This window comes from Marinospirillum sp. (genome assembly GCF_035271045.1).
GTDB lineage: Bacteria > Pseudomonadota > Gammaproteobacteria > Pseudomonadales > Halomonadaceae > Marinospirillum.
Genome location: NZ_DATESC010000018.1, coordinates 98,135 through 119,838, shown reverse-complemented (window position 1 = coordinate 119,838; position 21,704 = coordinate 98,135). Strand labels below are relative to the sequence as shown.

Below are 21,704 nucleotides of genomic sequence, written 5' to 3'. Positions count from 1 at the left end.
TTACTTAATGCGAGGCTTAATTGATAACAACACAGACATAGAAAAACTGCATAACTACGTTAAGTTAAATGTGCAAGAAAAATCTTACCAAATGGGTGTCAGTTACGAACAAGTGCCAGTGTTTGATGGCAATATTAAGCTAGGTATATAAAACTTTTACAAGATGGGGTGTTTTTTGTTGCGCTTAGTTTTAAAAACCTAGACTTTGCACAGCGTGTTAAAGAAAGACTGCCACTTGAAACTTGCCAAGCCGAAAAGCAAAACACCTATTTAGCCAAAACGCCTTTATTTTATAAGCTCAACTCAGCATTAGACTGCAAAAAAGATTTTCGTTTAATTAGGCAAAATCAGGCTTGGTACTTAGCTAATAATCAACACTTATTTATTCTAAAGTCCGGTGAGCTTGAAGAGCTTTTTATTAGTAGCTTAAACAAAAACATTAGCCTTTTAGCACCTAAAAAACTATTTAGAGAAGGCGAAGGTTTCAGCCTTAAAATTAACGCCACTTATCCTACTAGCCAAGATTATGTAACACTTTTGAATGTTTACGAAAATGGCATAGTTACCCTATTACAGCCTTCGGTGAAATACCAAGCAGGTATGCAGCTACCACCCGTTGAAAACCAAACAGAGTTTAAGTCTAGTTTGCTATTTTAGTTTTTAAGCAGGCTAGGGGGTTAAAACAAGCCTAGTTAAAAACGCTAATAAAAGTACGCTAAAGTACAAAACTGGTATTATTCCCCAGCAGCCATTGCGCTTAAAAACTCAGCCATGACAAGAAGATAACTACACGATGAATGCCTACTACCAGTTTATTAACAGAACAACAGACTCCAATGGAGCTGTGACTAGCACCTATTGTTCAACTAACCATGCCCAAGGTGCTTGGAACACGCATGAGCAACACATGGCACCCGCCAGCGGAATTATTGCAGCAGAACTTGAATTATTTCAGCCTCGTGAGGCTATGCGTATTGGCAGAATTAGCTATGATATTTTTGGTTTAATTCCAGTGGGTGAATTTTCAATAACAACACAAGCAATTCGCCCAGGCAAAACCATTGAGCTAGTTGAAGCTAAGATGCAAGCTCAAGGTAAAATTTGCATCGTTGCTAGGGTTTGGCGTATGTGTACACAAGACAGTGCTAACATTGCAGCCTTAGAGGATCAGGCGATTCAACACCCAGACACACTCCCCAGCTGGGATGGTATTTCACACTGGCCCGGTGGTTACATTAAAAGCTTAGAAGCCAAAATAGATAAAAATCACCGAGCGGGCAAAGGCATTGTTTGGCTGAATACGCCAATAGCAATGATTGAAAATCAGCCTACCAGCGATTTTGTTCATTTAATGGGCATGGTTGATACCGCTAATGGCACAGCACCTCGTCAGGGCAATAATATCACTTGGGCATTTCCTAATTTAGACTTGCAAATTCACTTGCACCGCTACCCAACAGGCCGCTGGTTAGGCTTAGAAACCACTCAGCAATATGGCAATGATGGCATAGGCTTAACCAGCGCCATTTTGCATGATGTGCAAGGGCCTTTTGGGCGCAGTGAGCAAATTCTAACCCTTAGAAAGTTGGGCTAGTTGACTTGCCCTTGCCGCTAAAAAAGCAGGCATTCCGTTTAACAAAGAACCCGCACAAGCCAGTAATGGTACGATGGTATCCTTTGCACTAGGTAGTAAAGAAAGTATTGATGCTATGTATGCCAAAGCAATCGCGCTGGGTGCAACTTGTGACGGCGCACCGGGTGAGCGTATTCCTAATGTTTTTTACGGTGCTTACGTTAAAGATTTAGATGGCAATAAAATTTGTTTTAATTTATTTATGCAATCAACTAAAGGTTAAAAATGAGTAAGCCTTTTCTAGTCCATTCCAATTACGAGCCTGCGGGCGATCAGCCCAAAGCCATTACCCAGTTAGTGGATGGTTTAGAACAAGGCCTTGCTCACCAAACCTTATTGGGTGTCACGGGTTCAGGTAAAACTTTTACCCTAGCCAAGGTGATTGAAAGTGTACAGCGCCCGACTTTGGTGATGGTGCATAACAAAACTCTAGCGGCGCAATTATACGGTGAGTTTAAGCAGTTTTTCCCGAATAACGCTGTGGAATACTTTGTTTCTTACTACGACTATTACCAGCCAGAAGCTTATGTACCTTCTAGCGATACCTTTATTGAAAAAGATGCTGCGATAAACGAACATATAGAGCAGATGCGGCTTTCTGCTACTAAAGCACTGCTAGAGCGGGATGACACCATTATAGTTGCGACCGTTTCAGCCATTTATGGTTTGGGTGATCCTTCGGCTTACTTAAAAATGGTTGTTCATCTGGATATAGGTGAACCCATGAACCAACGGCAGCTATTACGCCGTATGGCAGAGCTGCAATACACCCGCAACGATATGGAATTACGCCGTGCTACCTTTAGAGTGCGCGGTGATGTAATTGATATTTATCCAGCAGAATCAGAATTTGAAGCGGTTAGAGTCGAACTGTTTGATGATGAAATAGAACGTATCAGTATTTTTGATCCACTCACTGGCGAAGTATTAAAAAAAGTACCGCGTTATACCATCTACCCCAAAAGCCATTATGTAACGCCTAGAGAAACCATTTTAAAGGCAGTGGATTTTATAAAAGAAGAGCTACGCCAACGTTTAGAGTTTTTACGCAATAATGACCGCTTAGTTGAAGCACAACGCATAGAACAACGCTGCTTGTATGATATTGAAATGATGGTCGAGCTAGGCTACTGCAATGGCATAGAAAACTACTCTCGTTATTTATCGGGCCGTGAACCCGGTTTAGCACCACCAACTTTTTTTGATTACCTGCCAGCTAATGCCCTGTTAATGCTAGATGAATCTCACGTCACCGTACCGCAAATTGGTGCCATGTATAAAGGCGACCGTTCGCGCAAGGAAACCTTGGTTGAATACGGTTTTCGTCTGCCTTCCGCTTTAGATAACCGACCATTACGTTTTGAAGAGTGGGAGTCTTTAGCACCGCAAATGATTTTTGTCTCCGCCACACCTTCAACCTACGAAACAGAACATGCTGGCCAAGTTGTTGAACAGGTGGTTCGCCCCACTGGTTTACTAGACCCAACCATTGAACTACGCCCAGCGACCAACCAAGTGGATAACCTGCTAGAGGAAATTAATAAAGTAGTAGCAACGGGCGACCGAGTATTAGTCACCACTTTAACTAAACGTATGTCAGAAGATTTAAGTGAATACCTAGCCGAACACGGTGTAAAAGTACGTTACTTACACTCAGATATAGACACGGTAGAAAGGGTCGAAATTATTCGTGACTTACGTTTAGGCATTTACGATGTGTTGGTGGGTATTAACCTGCTGCGTGAAGGTTTGGATATGCCAGAAGTGTCTTTAGTGGCGATTTTAGATGCTGATAAAGAAGGCTTCCTGCGCTCAGAAAGGGCATTAATTCAAACCCTAGGTCGTGCCGCACGTAATGTTAAAGGTCGAGCTATTTTTTATGCTGACAGGGTAACTGGTTCTATGCAACGTGCAATGGATGAAACCGAACGCCGCCGCACCGCACAAATTGCACATAATATAAAATGGGGCATTACACCTGCTACAATTTTCAAATCGGTACAAGACATTTTAGAAGGTGCTCATGCGCCTGGTGCTGGTAAAAAAGACCGTAAAGATGAACGCCGTAAAGTCGCTGAAACTGCCGGTGACTATGCCAGTGAACAACCTGGAACCCCAGCCGAGTTTGATAAACGCATTGCCAAACTAGAAGATGAAATGTTCACGGCCGCCAAAGGGCTAGAGTTTGAAAAAGCAGCTAGCCTAAGAGACCAGCTGCAAGAACTACAAAATCAACGAATGCTGATTTAATAATGACTATTAAACCTTAAAACGCCCAACCAGTTGTTGTAGTTCACTGGCTAATTGGTTTAATTGAGTACCACTACTGGCAACGTCTTGTGAGGCGCTGCTGGTTGAGTTGCTAAGCTCTACAATGCGTTCAAGATTACGATTAAGCTCATCAACTGTGCTACTTTGTTCTTGCGTAGCAGAAGCAATTTGAATATTCATACCTTCAATATTATCAATTGCTTGATTGATACCTGCCAAAGCTTTGCCAGCGTTTTCAGCATTACTAACCGTTTTGCTACTGCCTTTACTGCTGGTGTGCATGGCGGTTACAGCTTGTGCAATGTGTTTTAACAGCTCGTCAATAGTGGTTTGAATTTGCTCTGTTGATTCATGAGTACGCGCTGCCAGCGTTCTAACTTCATCAGCAACCACCGCAAAACCACGCCCTGCTTCACCGGCACGCGCTGCTTCAATCGCTGCGTTTAAAGCCAAAAGATTCGTTTGTTCAGCAACACCACGAATAACAACCATAACCTCGCCAATTTGTTGGCCAGACTGTTGTAGCTTTTCAATTTCAAGCGCTGTTTCATTTATGACTACAGCCTGTTCTTTAATTGAAATAACTACGGCTTCGACTTGCTCAGTACCCAAGGCTGCTTCTTCACCACCCACTTGTGCAGCATCCGATGCCTGTTGTGCGTGACGGGCTACTTCTTCAACCGTAGCAACCAGCTGATTCATTGCCACAGCAACTTGGTCAACTTCGGCTTGCTGCTTATACATTGCCTCGCCCATATTATGGCTGCTATTTTCAACTTGATTAGCACTAGTAGCCAACTGCTGAGCATTAGTACCGATGGTTTGAATCAACTCACGAATGCGTTCAACAAACTGGTTAAAACCTTTAGCTAACTCACCCAACTCATCTTGGCGATCAATGGTTAAAGTTTGCGTTAAATCGGCATCACCTTCGGCAATTTCACGCATCCGTTGCACCATATTACGAATCGGTAACACCTGCTGACGCGCCACAATAAAAATAATCAGCACCAATACTGCTACAACCACTAAAATTACCAAGCTGATGCGTTGCAGCAAGTTAGTAGTGGTGGCAGTAAAAACGGCTTTGGGTACGCTAACGCCGACTGTCCAGTTAGGAGTATTAGCAATAGGATGCCAAATCATCGTAACTGGCTCTTGTTGCAGGTTAAGAATATCGCCAATGCCTGACACACCAGTAATAAACTTCTTACCTAAAACACTAAGGCCGGTATAACCCTTGTTATCACCTTCGGTGACATTAATTTTCATACGTGCATTGGGTGACGGGTGAGCAACTAAAATACCGCTGCCATCCACTACCCAACCGTAACTACCCACACCCATTTCTAGGTTATTAGCGATATTAGAAAGCTCGTTCATGGTCAACGCAATGCCCAACATACCAATGCGATTGCCTTGTTCATCTTTAACCACTTCGCCTAATACCGCGATAGGATTACCGCTAGAAAGAGAAATAAGCGGATTGGTTAATACACGTTGTTTACTGCCTTTACGCACCAACTCGTCAAAATAAGAACGACTACCCACATTGGCAATCACACCATTATGAATAACAGCATCACCATCTAAGTCAGCAAAATAAAGGTTTTCAACAGCTTCATCTTTGCCTCTTTGCAAAGCCAACCAAGGTACTAGGTCTTCAAGGTTGGTCACGTTTTTTAATTCTTGAGCAGTGGCTAATGACCTTAACCATTTTTGATACCCTTCTAACCAACGACTTATTTCTGCACCTCTAGCCTGCACTTGTGCGCTGCTCGACTTTTCAATCAATGGCGGTAAGCTGGCATTTAGCTGATAAGTAATCAGCCAGCCAAGTATTAAAAAACCAATAAAAATAGGCAGCAAGATAGCCAAAAGCAGGCGCTGCATCATCGAAAGCTTACTAAACATAGGGTGTATTCCTTTTAAAACCTAATGGTATTTTTTTTAGTTTACTACAACAGTAAACTTTAGTTGAGTCAATATGCACAAATGTCAGTCAATTAACCTAATTTAACTGGTTGACATCAATATCAAGATAGTATTTATTGGCGTGCTGATTTTAGATAAAAAAAATAGTAAAAAATCTTATAGGATATTGATTATCATGGTTATTGCTAATTTACGTGTCACTCACCGACTAGCTATTATTATATTGCTTTCTGTTATTTTCTTGACCCTCGTCATAGCTTTATCATTATTTAATCAACGTAATGCAATGCTTGAAGAGCGTAAATCTCAATTAGTTAATTTAATTGATAGTAGCCACAGTATTTTACAAGCATTAAACCAAAAAGTTGTTAATGGTAAAATGACTTTAACACAAGCTCAAGAACAGGCCCGTTGGATCATTCACCAAATGCGTTTTGGTGATAACGAGTATTTTTATGCTTTAAACTCTCAGGGTGTAACCATGTTACATGGGGGTAATCCTGCTTTAGTTGGTGTTGACTTATCTAAAAAATCCCTACCTGATGGTCGTTTTATTTTTAAAATGATGGGTGAAGTCACCAGTAAAGGTGAAAATGCCGCTGAGTTTTTTGAGTATGAATACCCAAGACCAGGTGGCGAAGCGGTTTTTTTAAAGTTAGGTTATGTCAAGGGTTTTGCCCCTTGGGGCTGGTCTTTAGGTGTAGGAATTTACCTTGATAACCTTCAAGCTGACTTTAGAGCAAATATACAACGTATGGGATTGTTATTAATGGCTAGTTTGTTGGTATTAGCCTTGGTTACTATCCCCATTGCTCGCTCCATCATTTGTCCCTTACAGCACATTGGTCAAATTATGGATGAAGCCGCCAACGGGAACCTTAGTTTACGAACGAGCTTAACCAGTCGTGATGAACTGGGAGCTTTAAGTCGTCGTATTGATACTATGCTGGATCGGTTTTCTAAATTAATTAGCCACTTAACCGTTACTTCAGGTCATTTATACACTTCATCAGATCAATTGGCTGCCAGCGCAGAACAAGCAGGTGTCGCTTTACAGCATCAAATTGAAGAAACGAATCAGCTATCAACAGCAATGAATCAAATGACGGTAACGGTACACGAAGTAGCTAAATCTGCAACTGAAACGGCCAATGCTATTGATCAAGTTGATCTTGATGCGGAGGATGGCAATAAAAATGTCGTTATAACCATTACTAAAATCCAACAACTTGCCACTGAGATTAATGCGGCTGCTGAAGTTATTCGAGATTTAGAAACCAGCACGGATGAAATTAATCGTGTATTAGAAGAAATTCAGGGCATTTCTGAACAAACTAACCTTTTAGCATTAAATGCAGCGATTGAAGCAGCAAGGGCGGGTGAATCTGGACGAGGTTTTGCTGTTGTTGCTGATGAAGTGCGCCAGCTCGCTTTAAGAACACGCCATTCAACCGAAGAAATTGGCCGGATGAATGAATCATTAAGTAAAGCAGCACGACGTGCCGTAGGTGTAATGGAGCAATCACGCAAAACCGCAGAAGATAGCGTAATTTCAGCCAATCAAGCGGGTTCTGAACTAGAGAAGATAGTCAATAGTCTGGATTATGTTCGAAAAATGGGTATTCAAGTCGCTACGGCTACCGAACAGCAAAGCCATGTTGCAGAAGCAATGAATACTAGCCTAGGATCCATTTCTGAAGTATCACAGCATAGCCACCAAGCTGCTAACGCTGTAGCGGTTAGTAGTGAAGAACTATCCCGCTTAGCAACCAGCCTCCAACAAGCAATTAACCAGTTTAAAACTTAGTGGCTATTGTATTAAACTAAACTTTTACAAGGCAATACCAAGCACTTTGGCAATGCCTTGTTCTTTAATCACTTCAGCAAATTTTTCTATCGCTGCGATTTCTGCTAGCTCAAAACCACGGGTTGCATGGCCGGTCAGGTTTACATTATTTGCACCGACTAGCCTACCTTTATAATCAGTAACACTCACCTTAACTAGCATTTCAGCAATTTGAAAACCCATTGAAGCATTTCTTTGTGCATTTGTTTGCAAGTTAATGATTAAAACACCTTCACGCCGCACTGAATCACCTACGCTAAAACCTTGCTGCGACAGTGCATTTTTAATAGGTGCTGCTGCTTTATTACTTTTTGCATCCGTTTTTATAATAAATAAAATGTGCCGCCTTGCTTGTTCAACTTGTGTTTGTAAACTTTGAATTTCTTTTTGGTAATAGTCATTATCAAAATCTTCATCCATACTGCTTAAAACAATAAGGGTTGGCGCTAATTTTTTAGATTCTTCAGCAGCAATTTTTATTAGATGGTAACGCTTTAATGCATTATCAGCACTCGCATTCTTTATGGCTTGCTTTTCATTAGCTAGCAAATTATTAACTTGTTGTTTTAAATCTTTTATAAACTGCGTTCTTTTAGATTTAACCATTACAACAAATTGATTGTATTTTATTTGTTCAGAAAAAACCAATTCATAATTACTGATGCGAATTTTTGAAACCTCACTTTTTATGTATTCAACAGAATTATTAGAATAAGTATATTTTGTACTTTCAGTAACCGACTCAAACTTAGATTCAATACTAACACCCAAGCGTGAAACCAAATTACTTAAAGCAGAATCCGTGGCTTGCTCAAGCGTTGCACCGCCACCAATACCTGTCAGCACATCAAAAGAATTAGCCGGTGGATTCAAATACCAGTCAGGTAAGGGCTTTTCAGGTTGTAAAACTAATGCTGGTTTATTCGAACAGCCAATTATTAAGAATAGACATAATAAAGCAGTAAAAATTATTTTTGATTTTTGATTGACCATTATTTTCCCTTTTATCCGTAAAAAAAGGAACCTATTTAGGTCCCTTTTTTTATTAAATCATTAACGTTTAGCTTGTCGACCGATCTGCTCAAGCGCTACTTTGTGATCCGATATTATTTTATTAATGCGTACTAGCGCAAGATTAATATTTTTCTCTGGTGACAAAGTTAGCTTATCTGCTGTTTCATAAAGTTTCTTTGCTTCTTCAAACTTACCTTCAGCTTCTTTTATTACACCATAATTATAAACAACAGCAAAACTTCTAGCTTGCGTTGCATCCATTAATAGAGCAAAAAAATCTTCTGCACGATCCATACGACCCGCTTTAATGAACTCAATACCGGCTTTAAATTGATCCGCTTGTAGTTTTTCTAATTTAACTTCGGCTTTTTTATATAACTCTACTTTAAAAGTAATGTAGCGAGGTACTAAACGAAATACAAATGCCGTAGCAATTTCATCCGCTAAAACTTCTAAACCGTGACTTTTTGATGGAAGGCTACTGCTATTATCTTCACAAGTTCTCCAAGTTTTATTTTGATTGTAATTATTAGCAGTAATAAAGTCGCCACGCTCAACATCGGTTAATTTAACTTGAGCACCTAAATTAACCGTCCGAGATTTACAAGAAACCGTATATTCTCGCCTAGTACAGTTCTTACCTTTACTATCACAGTTAACATACTTAACACGGTCTTCACGGTAATTATTGTCTTCAATACCCGCTGAACTTACGTTGCCAACAACTAGCGCTTGAGCACCTGAAAGCTTACCAATCTTGGTTGCTTGGCTTTTATCTGTTAAACCTGATAATTGGAATTTTTGTTCTTTAATGATGGTTTCTAAGTTAGCACGATCAACAACATTATAATAATTAACGCCTTGCTCTAACTGATAGTTTGCTAATTCGGCTTCAATTTTAGAGTCTAAACTAACATTTGTTTTAGCTTGCTGATCAAAAGGCGCAACACCCACTCTTTTTAATGAAGCTGCAGCGCCAACTTCTGCGGGTTGCAATGCTCGAATATCAGTGGTGGTTGCACAACCAGTGGTTATCAATACAAGGGCTACCATTGTAACCAAACTGTGAAAAGATTTAAAAACCATCACATTCATCCTAACATTAAACAACAGTTAAATTAGATTATAATTTAACTGAATGATTTTTTTTACAAGTGCCTTTAGACTAATGATTGATAGTTATGATACAGGTGCATACCTAACCCACTAAAGCACAATAACCAGGCAAACATATTTAATAATTTAGAATCAGCTCTTAATGTTGTGATTTGTAATCTAGTTTTTAAAGGCCATAAGATTCTTAACCCTTCAGTGGTCATGGCATCACCAATTAAATGTGATAAAAAGCCAAAAATAAACGCTAGCATGGCTAAATAACCCACGCCATAAATAGAACCTTGCAAGGCATTATCTGCCATCCAGCCTAATTGCTCATTGTGACCTTGCATTAGCCAGCCTGCAAAAAACAGCATAGGAATCACTAATAAGGCTGAATGCGTAAAACCTCGATGTCCACCACAAAAGCTGTAAAAAAAGTGGCTAATGCCCGGTAGCCAACGGCCTACTTTAGAGCGGGGGTGATCGGCATCAGGAATTAACGAACCTAATGCTGCTGCGGCTAGCTCTATAATGCCTGGTGTATGCCCAACAAGGCTGGTGACAATTAAAAAAGACCCAGTACCAAAGGCTAGGTGTGCATTTCCCATCATAATCGTTTTACTCTTTAATAGTTGTTCTTCAAAAATAGCTCTTTAAAAATAGCTCTTTAAAAACAGTTAATAACCAGCAGCCTTTAAAAGCGCTTTCGTATAATGACTACTTGGCTGGCTAAAAAGCTGTTCAGTCATAGCACTTTCAATTTGCTTACCATCTTTAAGTACCAAAATACGGTGGCTTAAAGCTTTAATCACTTGTAAATCGTGGCTTATAAACAGGTAGGTTAACTGGTGCTTTAATTGCAGTTCCCTTAATAGCTCAATTACTTGCGCTTGCACGCTACGGTCAAGCGCTGAAGTCGGTTCATCCAGCACTAATAAACGGGGTTTAAGAATTAATGCTCTAGCGATGGCAATGCGCTGGCGTTGCCCACCCGAAAACTCATGCGGGTAGCGGTGGCGAGTTGAGGTTTCTAAACCCACTTCGGTTAATACTTCGCACACGCTTTCTTCTACTGCTTGTTTACTAAGTTGGGGCTGATGAAGTTTAAGCCCTTCAGCAATAATTTCTGCCACACTCATGCGGGGGCTAAGGCTGCCGTAGGGGTCTTGAAATACCAGCTGCATTTTACGCCGCCAAGGTAATAACTGCTTTTGTGGCAAGCTTTGTAATTCTGTACCCTCCATCTTAATAACGCCGCCAGCATTAGGTAATAACCTTAATAAAGCCAAAGCTAGGGTAGTTTTACCTGAACCACTTTCACCAACGATACCCAGGGTTTCGCCTTCTTTTAGAATCAGTGATTGGTTTTCTACCGCTACAAAAGGTGCGGGTTTTTTCCAAGGCAAAATACTGGTGGCTGGGCGAGCAAATTCTACTCTAAGGTTGTTTACTTCTAATAAAATCGGGCTGTTAGGGTCGATAGCTGGCGCTTGGCCGCTGGGCTCGCTGCCTAGTAGCTGCTTAGTATAATCAGCTTGAGGATTGGCAAATAATTCGGCAGTGGCTTGGGTTTCTACCATTAAGCCTTGGTGCATCACTGCCACTCGGTCACTGTGTTTACGCACTAGGTTTAGGTCATGGGTAATCAGTAAAATCGCCATACCAAATTGTTTTTGTAAGTCTTTTAACAAGTATAAAACTTCTTGCTGTACGGTAACGTCGAGCGCTGTGGTTGGCTCATCGGCTAATAAAATATCCGGATTATTAGCCAGCGCTATCGCTATCATCACCCGCTGGCGCTGACCGCCAGATAACTGATGCGGCCAAGCTTGGGCTATTGCAGTAGGGTTGGGTAGTTGCACTGCTGCTAATAGCTCTAAACAGCGCTGCTGAGCAGCTTGTCCGGTTAAACCTTGGTGCAAGCGCAGGGTTTCATTAATTTGCTTAGCAACTCGATGCAGCGGGTTTAACGAGGTCATGGGTTCTTGGAAAATCATCGCTATACGCTTGCCACGTAAGTAACGAAATTGGTTTTCATTCATGCCCACTAACTGTTGGTCTTTTAACAGTACACTGCCAGTTACCTTGGCATTAGCAGGCAGTAAGCCCAGCGTGGCTAAAGCAGTGACTGATTTCCCTGAACCACTTTCGCCGACCAGTGCTAGGGTTTCACCGGCATTAAGCTGTAAAGAAACGTCTTTTAAAGCGGGTGCATTATCACCAAAGCTAACCCTTAGGTTTTGAATAGTCAGTAAAGGCTTGTTAGGTAAGGCTTGATTAGTCATTTTGCATGGCCTTGCGTGGGTCAAAGGCATCCCGTACACCTTCACCAATAAATACCAACAGGGTTAGCAGCAAAGCCAAGGTCGCAAAAGCGGTTAATCCCAACCAAGGCGATTGTAGATTAGCCTTACCTTGGGCAACCAGTTCACCTAAAGAGGGTGTTCCCGGTGGCATTCCAAAGCCTAAAAAATCTAATGCGGTTAGGGTGGTGACTGCACCAGTAAATAAAAAGGGTAAAAAAGTTAGCGTAGCTACCAAAGCATTGGGCAAAACGTGCCTGAATAAAATTAAGTGATTGGGTAAACCTAACGCCCGTGCTGCGCGTACGTATTCTAAATTACGCGCCCTTAGGCATTCAGCGCGTACTAAATCGACCAAAGCTGTCCAACTAAATAGCAGCATAATTAATAACAGCCACCAAAAACCCGGTGCAATCATGCTGGCTAGAATAATTAGCACAAACAAGGTAGGCAGCCCTGACCAAATCTCGATAAAGCGTTGTCCCCATAAATCTAACTTGCCGCCGTAATAACCTTGAATCGCACCAATAAATACCCCAAACACGCTGCTGCCAAAAGTCAGCAACAGTGCAAAAACAATGGATAATCTAAGGCTGTAAATAACCCTTGCTAGTACATCACGGCCTTGGTCATCAGTACCTAACCAATTTTCACTTGAAGGCGGCGCGGGTGCAGGTTGGGTTAAATTATAATTAATGGTTTCATGGCTAAAGGGAATCAGCGGCCATAACACCCAGCCATCGTGTTGAATTAAATCTAACAAATAACTATCACGAAAATCTGCCGCTAAGGGTAAATCACCGCCAAAGGTGGTTTCTGGGTAATCAGTGACTAAAGGGAAATACAGCTCGCCAGCATAACTCACCAACAAGGGTTTATCGTTAGCCACTAGCTCGGCGACTAGGCTAATGCCAAACATTAACAAAAAAGCCCAAAGCGCCCACCAAGCTCGGCGGTTGGCTTTAAATAATTGCCAGCGGCGTTGATTAAGTGGGGATAGGTTTAAAACTGAAGTTGAGTTAGGTAGCGACATTAATTTTCCCTCGAAGAAAAATCAATGCGTGGGTCAATCAACATATAGGTAATATCGCTGATAATTTTTAACAATAAGCCTATCAAGGTGAATAAATAAAGCGTGCCAAATACCACGGGATAATCCCTTTGTACTACCGCTTCAAAACCCAATAAACCTAAACCATCTAACGAAAAAATCACTTCGATTAATAACGAGCCGGTAAAGAAAATACTCACCAAAGCAGCCGGCATTCCCGCAATAATAATCAGCATAGCATTACGAAATACATGCCCATAAAGCACCTGCTGTTCACTAGCACCTTTAGCGCGCGCCGTTAGCACATATTGTTTATGAATTTCATCTAAAAAAGAGTTTTTGGTTAGCAGGGTTAAAGTCGCAAAGCCGGAAATGGTCATGGCTAAAACCGGCAAGGCTAAATGCCAAAAGTAATCAGCGATTTTGCCTAGGCTGGTTAATTCACTAAAGTTATCAGACGTTAAACCCCGTAATGGGAACCAGTCTAAATAACTGCCGCCAGCAAAAAGTACAATTAAAAGAATGGCAAATAAGAAGCCCGGAATGGCATAACCAACAATAACAATGGAAGAAGTCCAAACATCAAAACGGCTGCCGTGTTTAAGGGCTTTGCGAATCCCTAAAGGAATAGAAATTAAGTAAATCAGCAGGGTAGACCAAAGCCCCAAAGAAATGGATACCGGCATTTTTTCGATAATTAAATCAGTCACACTGCGACCCCGAAAAAAACTTTCGCCTAAATCAAAGCGTAAATACTGCCCCACCATTTGTATAAAACGTTCATGGGCGGGTTTATCAAAACCAAACTGTTGCTCTAGTTCAGCAATAAAACGGGCATCCACACCGCGAGAACCACGGTAGGAAGACCCGCCATCATCAGAATGGCTAGCAACCGCTTCACCACCCGCAGAATCGATACGGGTGCTGCTTAGGCCATCCATACCGCCCATTTGCGCCATTACCTGCTCTATGGGGCCACCGGGGGCGGCTTGGATAATCAAAAAATTTAGTAGCAAAATGCCCAGCAAAGTGGGCGGAATTAATAACAAACGTCTTAGCAGGTAAGGCGCCATGAATTATTCAACCCACCAAGTATCTAAGGGTAAGCCGTAATACGGGCGTACTTCTGGAATTTTAATGTGTTTATGGCGAGCAACCCGATATTCACTTAAATGAAAGTGGGGAATCACATAATGTCCCCATAACAACACTCGGTCTAAAGCACGGGTAGCGGTTATTAAGCTGTCTCTGTCTTTAGCATTTATTAGCTGTTCAATAAGAGCATCCACGACTGGGTCTTCTACCCCTGAGGTATTTCTACCATCCGCAGAATGGGCAAACTCTGAATGAAAAAACTCACGCTGCTCGTTACCCGGTGACAAGCTTTGGCCGATAGAAGAAACCACCATATCGTAATCAAAACTGCGGAGGCGGTTTAAGTATTGGGTGACATCGACCACACGCACATCCATACGAATGCCGATTCTTTCTAGGTTTTGCCGCCAAGGTAAAACCACTCGCTCAAACGAAGTATCGTGCAGAAGTATTTCAAAACGTAACTGCTCACCCGCTGCATTCACTAGGCGACGACCATCAATCTTCCAGCCTGCTTCACGTAATAAACCTAAAGCTTTACGCGTTTGGTTACGGATATTACCGCTGCCGTCAGTTACTGGCAGGCTGTATTCTTGATTAAAGACTTCATCAGCTAATTGCTTGGTAAAAGGCTTTAAAAGTGCTAACTCGTTACTTTCAGGTAAACCGCTGCTGGCCAGTTCTGAATTACTAAAATAGCTTTGGGTACGGGTATAAGCACCATGAAATAGTTGCTGGTTAGACCATTCAAAATCAAACATTTGGGTCAGTGCCAGACGAACTTTGGGGTCTTTAAAAACGTCACGGCGGGTATTAAAGAAGAAGCCTTGCATACCGGCTGAGTTTTTATGAGGAATACTTTCAAGCACCAAATCACCGCTGCTTAAAGCGGAACCGCTGTAACCCGTAGCCCAATTACGGGCAATGTTTTCAAGTCGAAAGTCTAAATGTCCGGCTTTAAAGGCTTCCAGGGCAACGGTGGCATCACGGTAATAGTCGTAAACGAGTTGTTCTATATTATTACGACCTAAATTAACGGGTAAGTTTTCACCCCAGTAGTTGGCTACTTTTTGGTAAACAATGCGGCGACCAGAATCGACTTCAGCAATTTTATACGGGCCGCTGCCGAGGGGCTTGTCTAAAGAAGGCTGTTTAAAATCACGGTCTTGCCAATAGTGTTTAGGCAGAATAGGAATTTGCCCAATAATTAGCGGTAGTTCGCGGTTTTCATGACTGGCGAGTTCAAAGCGAATGCGTTGCGGGCTAAGTACTTTTATTGCCGTAATATCCGCATAGTAGGCGCGGTAAAAAGGCCGGCCTTCTTCACGCAATAACTTAAAGGTGAAAGCCACGTCTTCAGCAGTGACTGGTTTGCCATCGTGGAAACGTGCTTCAGGGCGAAGTTCAAATTCTATCCATTGGCCTGCTGGATCTAGCTGCATACAGCTGGCTAATAAACCGTATTCAGTAAAAGGCTCATCAGCGGTGTGGTAGGTCAGGGAATCATAAATATTGCCCAAACCTGCCGCTGCTGTGCCTTGCACTATAAAAGGATTAAAACTATCAAAAGTGCCTTGCGCCGCTTGGCTTAAACTGCCACCTTTAGGCGCTTGGGGGTTAACGTAATCTAGGTGGGTAAAATTAGCTGGGTATTTGGCCTCACCATGCAGGGTTAGAGCATGGCCCCAAGCAGGCTGGCTGCTTGGGGGTGAAGCCGCTAATAAAGGACTGGCAGGCAATAGGCCGGAGAGTAACGCTAGGCAGATCAGCTTGCTAAAAGACTTGGGCAAGGTGACTTTCCCTGACAAGTTCACCGACATAAGGTTATTCCTTAAAAGTTAATTACGGGTAACATCAACGTGTAAAGTTAAGCTTTGCCCCGGCTGTAAATAACGGCTGGGGTTAATACTATTCCAGCGGCTAATATCGCCTACACTGACTTTAAAACGGGTGGCGATGGTGGCAAGGTTATCACCATTACGAACCGTGTAGTTAACCTTACGTATCACGCTACGGTTATTGGCACTGGCATTAGTAGTGTTATTAGCATTAGCCAGGGTTTTAGCATTGCTGCTACGCGACCAAATCACTAAATGCTGCCCAGCCATTAACGGATCGCCAGGTGCCATGCTATTCCAGCTGGCTAATTCGCGCACGGATACACCGTGGCGACGCGCTAAAATCCAAAAACTATCGCCAGAACGCACCGTGTGCTCAACTTTTTCGCCTTTACGCGCTACGTTTTGGCGGCGTTGTTGGCGCTGATCTTCACTTAATGCATATTGGTTAGCGTTTTGGCTAGGAATCGGTATCAATAATTCATGACCGGCACGAATAATATCACCCCTTAGCTGATTTGCGTCACGAATCATGCTAGGCGTGGTATTAAAACGCTTAGAAATGGTTAATAAACTATCACCCGAACTCACGCGATAACGCTGCCAGCTCATACGCTGTTTAATCGGTAAATGTTTAAGATTGGCAGTCAATATATCCGCATTTTCAACCGGCACTAACAAGCGATGCGGGCCATCAGGACTGGTTGCCCATTGACTAAAACCGGGATTAAGCAAGTACAACTCATTCATACTAATGTCGGCTAATTCAGCGGCTGTTGCTAAATCAAGCTGACCTTTAGTGTCAACAGCAGCAAAGTAAGGACGATTAACAATCGAAGTTAAGTTAACACCATACTCTTCTGGATTCGCAATTAAACGCGCCAAAGCGATCATTTTGGGAACATAAGCACGGGTTTCTGAATGCAGTTTTAATTCCCAAAAAGTGCCATTACCACCGGCATTACGATTATTGCGTAAGGCGCGATTCACATTGCCACCGCCGGTATTATAAGAAGCTAAGGCTAAATGCCAGTCATCAAAACGGCGATTTAACTGATACAAATAGGTTAAAGCAGCATCGGTAGAAGCAACAATGTCACGGCGACCGTCATACCACCAGTTATTGTCTAAACCAAAATGCTTGGCTGTACCCGGAACAAACTGCCACATACCCGAAGCCCGACCGTGCGAATAAGCAAAGGGGTCGTAGGCACTTTCAACGATAGGAAGTAGAGCGAGTTCACCGGGTAATCCACGGCGTTCAATTTCTTCCAGCACATAAAACATATAACGACTAGCACGCTGGGCAACGCGATCCATGTATTGTGGATGGCGAAGGTACCAATTGATTTGGGCGATAACGCGTGGGTCGTTACTGGAAATATCCATAACAAAGTTTTCGCGCAGCCGATCCCACAAATCGTATTCAGGTAACGTAGGTTCTTGCCAATTTCGCACATCGGCACTGTTAGGTTTTTTTACTAATACCGCTAAACCTGAGTGATCGTTATGATGGCGATAGCTGGCTAATTGCTGGGTGTTATTAAGCTGACTCCAAATTTGCAACTGTTCTGCTTGAACGGTATCGCTGTTGGACGACAGCGTTTGTGGAAGGCTTTGGCAGCCTTGAATAACCAATAAGCCACCTGCCGCCAGTGGTAAAAGTAAAGACGACAAAGGGCGTAAAAAATGATGTATTGTAAGGCGCATAGGGTATCTGGGCATCTAAGTGAATAAACGAATTCGGCACATTTTACGCATTACATCCTTGTCTATACAAGTAAACACGATCAACCTATGCGTAATTACGCAGTATCTTTCCAAGCTCTAAGCAGTCTAAAGGCTTCGGTTGGTTCGGTTAAATTGGCTGTTGGGTGGCGTGCTTGTAGCGAAGCTATAACTGCTGGCTGGCTAACTCGCAAGAAAGGATTGGTGGCTAATTCAGCGGCGATAGTGGAAGGTAAAGTCGGCTGCTGCGCGGCTCTTAGCCGATTACAATCAATTATACGCTGCTGCAAATCCTCATTATTAGGCTCGACTAATAAAGCAAACTTTAAGTTACTTAACGTGTATTCATGCGCGGCAAAAACTTGTGTATCGGCCGGTAAAACAGCCAAACTTTGTAAAGAGGCGTACATTTGTTGTGGCGTACCTTCAAACATACGACCACAACCACCGGCAAACAAAGTGTCGCCACTAAATAACAAGGGTTGTTGATTAGTCGTTATAAAGTAAACAAGGTGGTCTAAAGTATGCCCCGGCACTTCCAGCACCTGCACTTTATGCCCTAATAACTCAAAAGTATCACCTTGCTGCACGGCTTGCGTTAAAACCGGCAAGCGTTCTGTTGCTTGAGAAAAACCCACCACTGCAACACCTGACTTAGCTAACGCAACCACACCACCAATGTGGTCGTTATGGTGATGCGTTAGCAAAATACCGTCTAAAGTTAAATTATTCGCCTGTAAGTAACGTTTAACAGGGGCAGCATCACCTGGGTCAACCACCCAGCAATGTTGTTGATTCGCTGTTTTAATTAACCAAATGTAGTTATCGTCAAACGCATTAATGGGATGAACTTCGAGCGTGGGATGAACTTCAAGCATGGTATGGTATCTCTTATCATTAAATTACTATTAACTTTACGGCATCTGCCATGCATCTGCAAAACTCAAGCAAGCAAACGTTAGACACCCAAACGTTAAACAATCAAGCCAACACCCAGCTTTGGCAAACTTGGCAACTGTTTTGGGATTCACACCTTGGTCAAGCCGTGCTACGCGCTGAAGCAGCACTGCTATCACCTATTTTAGAAGCCCAGCGCGGCTACCATGTGCTAAGCGTTGGCGCTTGTCCAGCAAAGCCATTATTAGCCAGCTGCACGATTAAACACCAAATGGAATGGCGACCCAGTTTTGCAACGGCTGACCATACTAGCTGTTTAATCACTGATCCTGCTCACCTGCCGCTGCCTAATGATTCGATGGATCTGGTGTTGCTGCATCATTCGTTAGAATTATTAGCACGCCCCCATGCGCTGTTAAAAGAAGCCGCACGGGTAACATTGCCAAAAGGTGAAATACTAATTTTAGGTTTTAATCCTTATAGCTTATGGGGACTTGCGCGAATACTACCCAAAAGTTTACAGGCCAAACCCCTGCAGGTATTAAAATCGGCACGTTTTATTAGCCAAAATAAGCTGCTGGATTGGTTTGAGTTTTTGGATTTAAAGCAAGAAGAGCGCCAGCGTATATTTCATCGCCCACCTTGTAACCGTATAAACATTTTGCAGCATTTAGAAAAACCAGATCAACGACTGGATAAAAAAAATTGGCCCTTAGCGGGCATTTATTTATTACGTATTAAGAAGCGTATCGGCAGCCCCTTGCGCCCCGAATTAAAGAAAAAAAGCCCTAGCTGGTTAGCGGCTCAGCCGGTAGTATCGCCAACCCGAACGAGCCTACCAACCCAAACCCGTTTAAAAACCGAGAAGTAATTTGTCTGATACAACCGATAATCCAAACACTGCATTAAAAAGAGTCATTATTTACACTGATGGTGCTTGCAAAGGCAATCCAGGTCCTGGTGGCTGGGGTGCGTTATTGCGCTATGGCGACGTTGAGCGTGAATTATGGGGTGGTGAAAGCGATACCACCAACAACCGTATGGAATTAATGGCTGCAATTAAATCGCTAGCAACGCTTAAACGCAGTTGTCACGTCGATTTGCACACCGACTCTCAATACGTGCGCCAAGGCATTACTTTATGGATGCCAAATTGGAAGAAAAAAAATTGGCGAACCGCATCAGGTTCAGCCGTTAAAAATAAGGATTTATGGCAACAGCTTGATGAACAAGCCAAGCGCCATCAAGTAGCATGGCACTGGGTAAAAGGCCATGCGGGTGATGCAGGCAACGAAGCGGCAGATGATTTAGCCAACCGTGGCGTAACCGACCCTAATCCTTCTTTAGAAAACTAACATTGTAAGGCAGTCAACATGAGGCAATCAGCATGAGGCAAGTTGTATTAGATACCGAAACCACCGGCATAGACCCTAAAGAGGGTCATCGACTCATAGAAATTGGTTGTGTAGAAATGCTTGGGCGTTGTTTAACCGGCAATAATTTCCATGAATACCTTAACCCTGAACGTGAAGTCGATGAAGAAGCCACGCAGGTTCACGGCTTCACTTGGGCCGATTTAAAAGATAAACCTTTATTTGCAACATTAGCGGATTCGTTTATTAGCTACATAGAAGGTGCGGAACTTATTATTCACAACGCACCTTTTGATGTGGGCTTTTTAGATACTGAATTAGCAAAAATCAACCATCAGCTAGGCGAACAACGCTATGGTCGCATTGAAGACTATTGTAAAATATTCGACACCCTTGCTTTTGCACGCCGCCGCCACCCAGGACAGCGCAACAGCCTAGATGCTTTGTGTAAGCGTTACAGCATAGATAACACGGCACGAACCTTACACGGTGCTTTATTGGACTCAGAAATTCTAGCCGATCTTTATTTAACCATGACCGGCGGGCAAACCAACCTGTTATTAGGCGGGGATGAAGACGATGAGATGAGCGGCGTGGTTCGGGATCTAAATTCCACCATACGCCGTGTTGCCTATGAAGATCAGCAGCAGTTAAGCGTGCTGTTAGCCACCCCAGAAGAATTAATCGCCCATCAAGCTAAATTAGAATTTGTTAGTAAAAAAGCCGGACAAACCAGCCTTTGGCAGCAAATGGAGCAACAAAATGTGGCATCCTTTACAAGCTGATTTTCCGCAACAACAGCCGTTAAGCGGTTTCCAACGTGGCCCAGATACCCTTCAAGCCGGTGAAGCCGTAGGGATTATTACCTGCGGATCGGGCTGTATACGCCCTGTCGAAGATTCAATGAATGGCTGGCTGGAATCAGGATTTTACGACCCAAAAAAACACTCCAAACTGGTGGTTATGGGGCGCAGGCATGGTCAACCGTTGCTGCTACGGCTAGGTCAGCGAGGTGAAGCTAAAGCCAAAAACTGGCCGAATTTACGCAGCTGGTTATTACAAAGTGATGCTGAAAGTTTTGATTTGCTGGCAACCGCAGCAGGCTTGGCTAATTGGCAAGAGCAACACCGTTTTTGTGGGCGTTGCGGCAGTAAAACACAACCCAGAAATGATGAATATGCCCATCAATGCCCGCGTTGTCACCTACGCCAATACCCACGTGTTTCGCCTTGCATTATTACCCTAGTGTGGCGTGAAGATGCTTTACTGTTAGCGCGTAGCCCACGTTTTGCAGCCGGCGTTTACAGCACGCTAGCTGGTTTTATTGAAACGGGGGAATCGGCCGAACAAGCCCTGCACCGTGAAGTACAAGAAGAAGTCAATGTACAAATTGGCAATTTTAAATACCTTGGCAGCCAGTCTTGGCCGTTTCCTAATTCGTTAATGCTGGGTTATTGGGCAGAATACCAAGGTGGTGAAATTGCGTTTGATGGCATAGAAATTGAAGATGCCAACTGGTACCCCTTTGACCAACTACCAGAATTGCCGTCTAAAAACTCCATTTCACGCTATTTAATTGATTCTTTCTTACAATGGAAAGGCGTTCTTTAATTCGCTTTAAG

Annotated in this window: 19 protein-coding genes; 9 read left to right on the top strand and 10 right to left on the bottom strand. The window is 42.9% G+C overall.

All coding sequences use genetic code 11. The features are described from left to right. The first annotated feature begins 168 nt into the window (after positions 1–168). From VJY63_RS07890 to uvrB, 4 genes are all read left to right on the top strand, one after another. Entirely contained in the window at positions 169–657 is a 489-nt protein-coding gene (locus VJY63_RS07890; RefSeq protein WP_324049694.1) for a hypothetical protein, read from the top strand. Between the two features lie 187 nt (positions 658–844). Next, positions 845–1,594 carry a thioesterase family protein gene (locus VJY63_RS07885; RefSeq protein ID WP_324049693.1) on the top strand — a complete coding sequence of 250 codons (750 nt, stop codon included), beginning with the start codon at positions 845–847 and terminating at the stop codon, positions 1,592–1,594. A gap of 31 nt (positions 1,595–1,625) precedes the next feature. Next, on the top strand, positions 1,626–1,856 hold the full coding sequence (locus tag VJY63_RS07880) for a hypothetical protein (RefSeq protein ID WP_324049696.1): 231 nt from the start codon (positions 1,626–1,628) through the stop codon (positions 1,854–1,856). A 2-nt stretch (positions 1,857–1,858) separates the two neighbouring features. Beyond that, positions 1,859–3,883: an excinuclease ABC subunit UvrB gene (gene uvrB / locus VJY63_RS07875; protein ID WP_324049691.1), complete on the top strand. Its 2,025-nt coding sequence runs from the start codon at positions 1,859–1,861 to the stop codon at positions 3,881–3,883. A gap of 9 nt (positions 3,884–3,892) precedes the next feature. Here the strand turns inward: uvrB and VJY63_RS07870 are convergent, their stop codons facing one another. Continuing rightward, positions 3,893–5,818, bottom strand: a complete 1,926-nt coding sequence (locus VJY63_RS07870) for a methyl-accepting chemotaxis protein (RefSeq protein ID WP_324049688.1) — start codon at positions 5,816–5,818, stop codon at positions 3,893–3,895. 196 nt (positions 5,819–6,014) lie between these two features. Between VJY63_RS07870 and VJY63_RS07865 the strand changes: the two genes are divergently transcribed. After that, positions 6,015–7,646, top strand: coding sequence for a methyl-accepting chemotaxis protein (locus VJY63_RS07865; protein WP_324049686.1), 1,632 nt, complete (start codon positions 6,015–6,017; stop codon positions 7,644–7,646). Positions 7,647–7,670: 24 nt separating this feature from the next. Here the strand turns inward: VJY63_RS07865 and VJY63_RS07860 are convergent, their stop codons facing one another. From VJY63_RS07860 to gloB, 9 genes are all read right to left on the bottom strand, one after another. Further along, positions 7,671–8,678 (bottom strand): LPP20 family lipoprotein, encoded by a 1,008-nt coding sequence (locus VJY63_RS07860; protein ID WP_324049684.1) that lies wholly within the window; start codon positions 8,676–8,678, stop codon positions 7,671–7,673. Positions 8,679–8,738: 60 nt separating this feature from the next. Continuing rightward, positions 8,739–9,785, bottom strand: coding sequence for a CsgG/HfaB family protein (locus tag VJY63_RS07855; RefSeq protein ID WP_324049682.1), 1,047 nt, complete (start codon positions 9,783–9,785; stop codon positions 8,739–8,741). Between the two features lie 74 nt (positions 9,786–9,859). Continuing rightward, the gene (locus VJY63_RS07850; protein ID WP_324049680.1) at positions 9,860–10,408 is read right to left on the bottom strand and encodes a metal-dependent hydrolase; all 549 of its coding nucleotides are present in this window, start codon (positions 10,406–10,408) and stop codon (positions 9,860–9,862) included. Between the two features lie 66 nt (positions 10,409–10,474). Further along, on the bottom strand, positions 10,475–12,082 hold the full coding sequence (locus VJY63_RS07845) for a dipeptide ABC transporter ATP-binding protein (RefSeq protein WP_324049678.1): 1,608 nt from the start codon (positions 12,080–12,082) through the stop codon (positions 10,475–10,477). Continuing rightward, positions 12,075–13,133 carry an ABC transporter permease gene (locus VJY63_RS07840; protein WP_324049676.1) on the bottom strand — a complete coding sequence of 353 codons (1,059 nt, stop codon included), beginning with the start codon at positions 13,131–13,133 and terminating at the stop codon, positions 12,075–12,077. The genes VJY63_RS07845 and VJY63_RS07840 overlap by 8 nt, the downstream gene beginning before the upstream one ends. Continuing rightward, a complete protein-coding gene (locus tag VJY63_RS07835; protein ID WP_324049674.1) occupies positions 13,133–14,224 on the bottom strand; it encodes a microcin C ABC transporter permease YejB in 1,092 nt (363 codons plus the stop codon). The genes VJY63_RS07840 and VJY63_RS07835 overlap by 1 nt, the downstream gene beginning before the upstream one ends. 3 nt (positions 14,225–14,227) lie before the next feature. Then, positions 14,228–16,066: an extracellular solute-binding protein gene (locus tag VJY63_RS07830; RefSeq protein WP_324049672.1), complete on the bottom strand. Its 1,839-nt coding sequence runs from the start codon at positions 16,064–16,066 to the stop codon at positions 14,228–14,230. 18 nt (positions 16,067–16,084) lie between these two features. Further along, positions 16,085–17,794, bottom strand: coding sequence for a lytic transglycosylase (locus VJY63_RS07825; protein ID WP_324049670.1), 1,710 nt, complete (start codon positions 17,792–17,794; stop codon positions 16,085–16,087). 95 nt (positions 17,795–17,889) lie between these two features. Beyond that, entirely contained in the window at positions 17,890–18,690 is an 801-nt protein-coding gene (gloB, locus tag VJY63_RS07820) for a hydroxyacylglutathione hydrolase (protein WP_324049668.1), read from the bottom strand. Positions 18,691–18,740: 50 nt separating this feature from the next. On the opposite strand from gloB, the gene VJY63_RS07815 reads away from it, so the two are divergent. From VJY63_RS07815 to nudC, 4 genes are read left to right on the top strand one after another with little or no spacing between them, the layout of a single operon-like run. Beyond that, positions 18,741–19,580: a class I SAM-dependent methyltransferase gene (locus tag VJY63_RS07815; RefSeq protein WP_324049667.1), complete on the top strand. Its 840-nt coding sequence runs from the start codon at positions 18,741–18,743 to the stop codon at positions 19,578–19,580. A 1-nt stretch (position 19,581) separates the two neighbouring features. Further along, positions 19,582–20,064, top strand: coding sequence for a ribonuclease HI (gene rnhA / locus VJY63_RS07810; protein WP_324049665.1), 483 nt, complete (start codon positions 19,582–19,584; stop codon positions 20,062–20,064). 32 nt (positions 20,065–20,096) lie between these two features. After that, positions 20,097–20,867: a DNA polymerase III subunit epsilon gene (gene dnaQ / locus VJY63_RS07805; RefSeq protein ID WP_324049663.1), complete on the top strand. Its 771-nt coding sequence runs from the start codon at positions 20,097–20,099 to the stop codon at positions 20,865–20,867. After that, positions 20,845–21,693, top strand: coding sequence for an NAD(+) diphosphatase (gene nudC, locus VJY63_RS07800; RefSeq protein WP_324049661.1), 849 nt, complete (start codon positions 20,845–20,847; stop codon positions 21,691–21,693). The genes dnaQ and nudC overlap by 23 nt, the downstream gene beginning before the upstream one ends. Positions 21,694–21,704: the final 11 nt, after the last annotated feature.

What these genes read in the sequence shown, in the direction of transcription:
- uvrB (WP_324049691.1), top strand. Translation starts at nt 1,859, where the DNA reads ATGAGTAAGCCTTTTCTAGTCCATTCCAATTACGAGCCTGCGGGCGAT.
- VJY63_RS07870 (WP_324049688.1), bottom strand. Translation starts at nt 5,818, where the DNA reads ATGTTTAGTAAGCTTTCGATGATGCAGCGCCTGCTTTTGGCTATCTTG.
- VJY63_RS07865 (WP_324049686.1), top strand. Translation starts at nt 6,015, where the DNA reads ATGGTTATTGCTAATTTACGTGTCACTCACCGACTAGCTATTATTATA.
- VJY63_RS07860 (WP_324049684.1), bottom strand. Translation starts at nt 8,678, where the DNA reads ATGGTCAATCAAAAATCAAAAATAATTTTTACTGCTTTATTATGTCTA.
- VJY63_RS07855 (WP_324049682.1), bottom strand. Translation starts at nt 9,785, where the DNA reads ATGGTTTTTAAATCTTTTCACAGTTTGGTTACAATGGTAGCCCTTGTA.
- VJY63_RS07850 (WP_324049680.1), bottom strand. Translation starts at nt 10,408, where the DNA reads ATGATGGGAAATGCACACCTAGCCTTTGGTACTGGGTCTTTTTTAATT.
- VJY63_RS07845 (WP_324049678.1), bottom strand. Translation starts at nt 12,082, where the DNA reads ATGACTAATCAAGCCTTACCTAACAAGCCTTTACTGACTATTCAAAAC.
- VJY63_RS07840 (WP_324049676.1), bottom strand. Translation starts at nt 13,133, where the DNA reads ATGTCGCTACCTAACTCAACTTCAGTTTTAAACCTATCCCCACTTAAT.
- VJY63_RS07835 (WP_324049674.1), bottom strand. Translation starts at nt 14,224, where the DNA reads ATGGCGCCTTACCTGCTAAGACGTTTGTTATTAATTCCGCCCACTTTG.
- VJY63_RS07830 (WP_324049672.1), bottom strand. Translation starts at nt 16,066, where the DNA reads ATGTCGGTGAACTTGTCAGGGAAAGTCACCTTGCCCAAGTCTTTTAGC.
- VJY63_RS07825 (WP_324049670.1), bottom strand. Translation starts at nt 17,794, where the DNA reads ATGCGCCTTACAATACATCATTTTTTACGCCCTTTGTCGTCTTTACTT.
- gloB (WP_324049668.1), bottom strand. Translation starts at nt 18,690, where the DNA reads ATGCTTGAAGTTCATCCCACGCTCGAAGTTCATCCCATTAATGCGTTT.
- VJY63_RS07815 (WP_324049667.1), top strand. Translation starts at nt 18,741, where the DNA reads ATGCATCTGCAAAACTCAAGCAAGCAAACGTTAGACACCCAAACGTTA.
- dnaQ (WP_324049663.1), top strand. Translation starts at nt 20,097, where the DNA reads ATGAGGCAAGTTGTATTAGATACCGAAACCACCGGCATAGACCCTAAA.
- nudC (WP_324049661.1), top strand. Translation starts at nt 20,845, where the DNA reads ATGTGGCATCCTTTACAAGCTGATTTTCCGCAACAACAGCCGTTAAGC.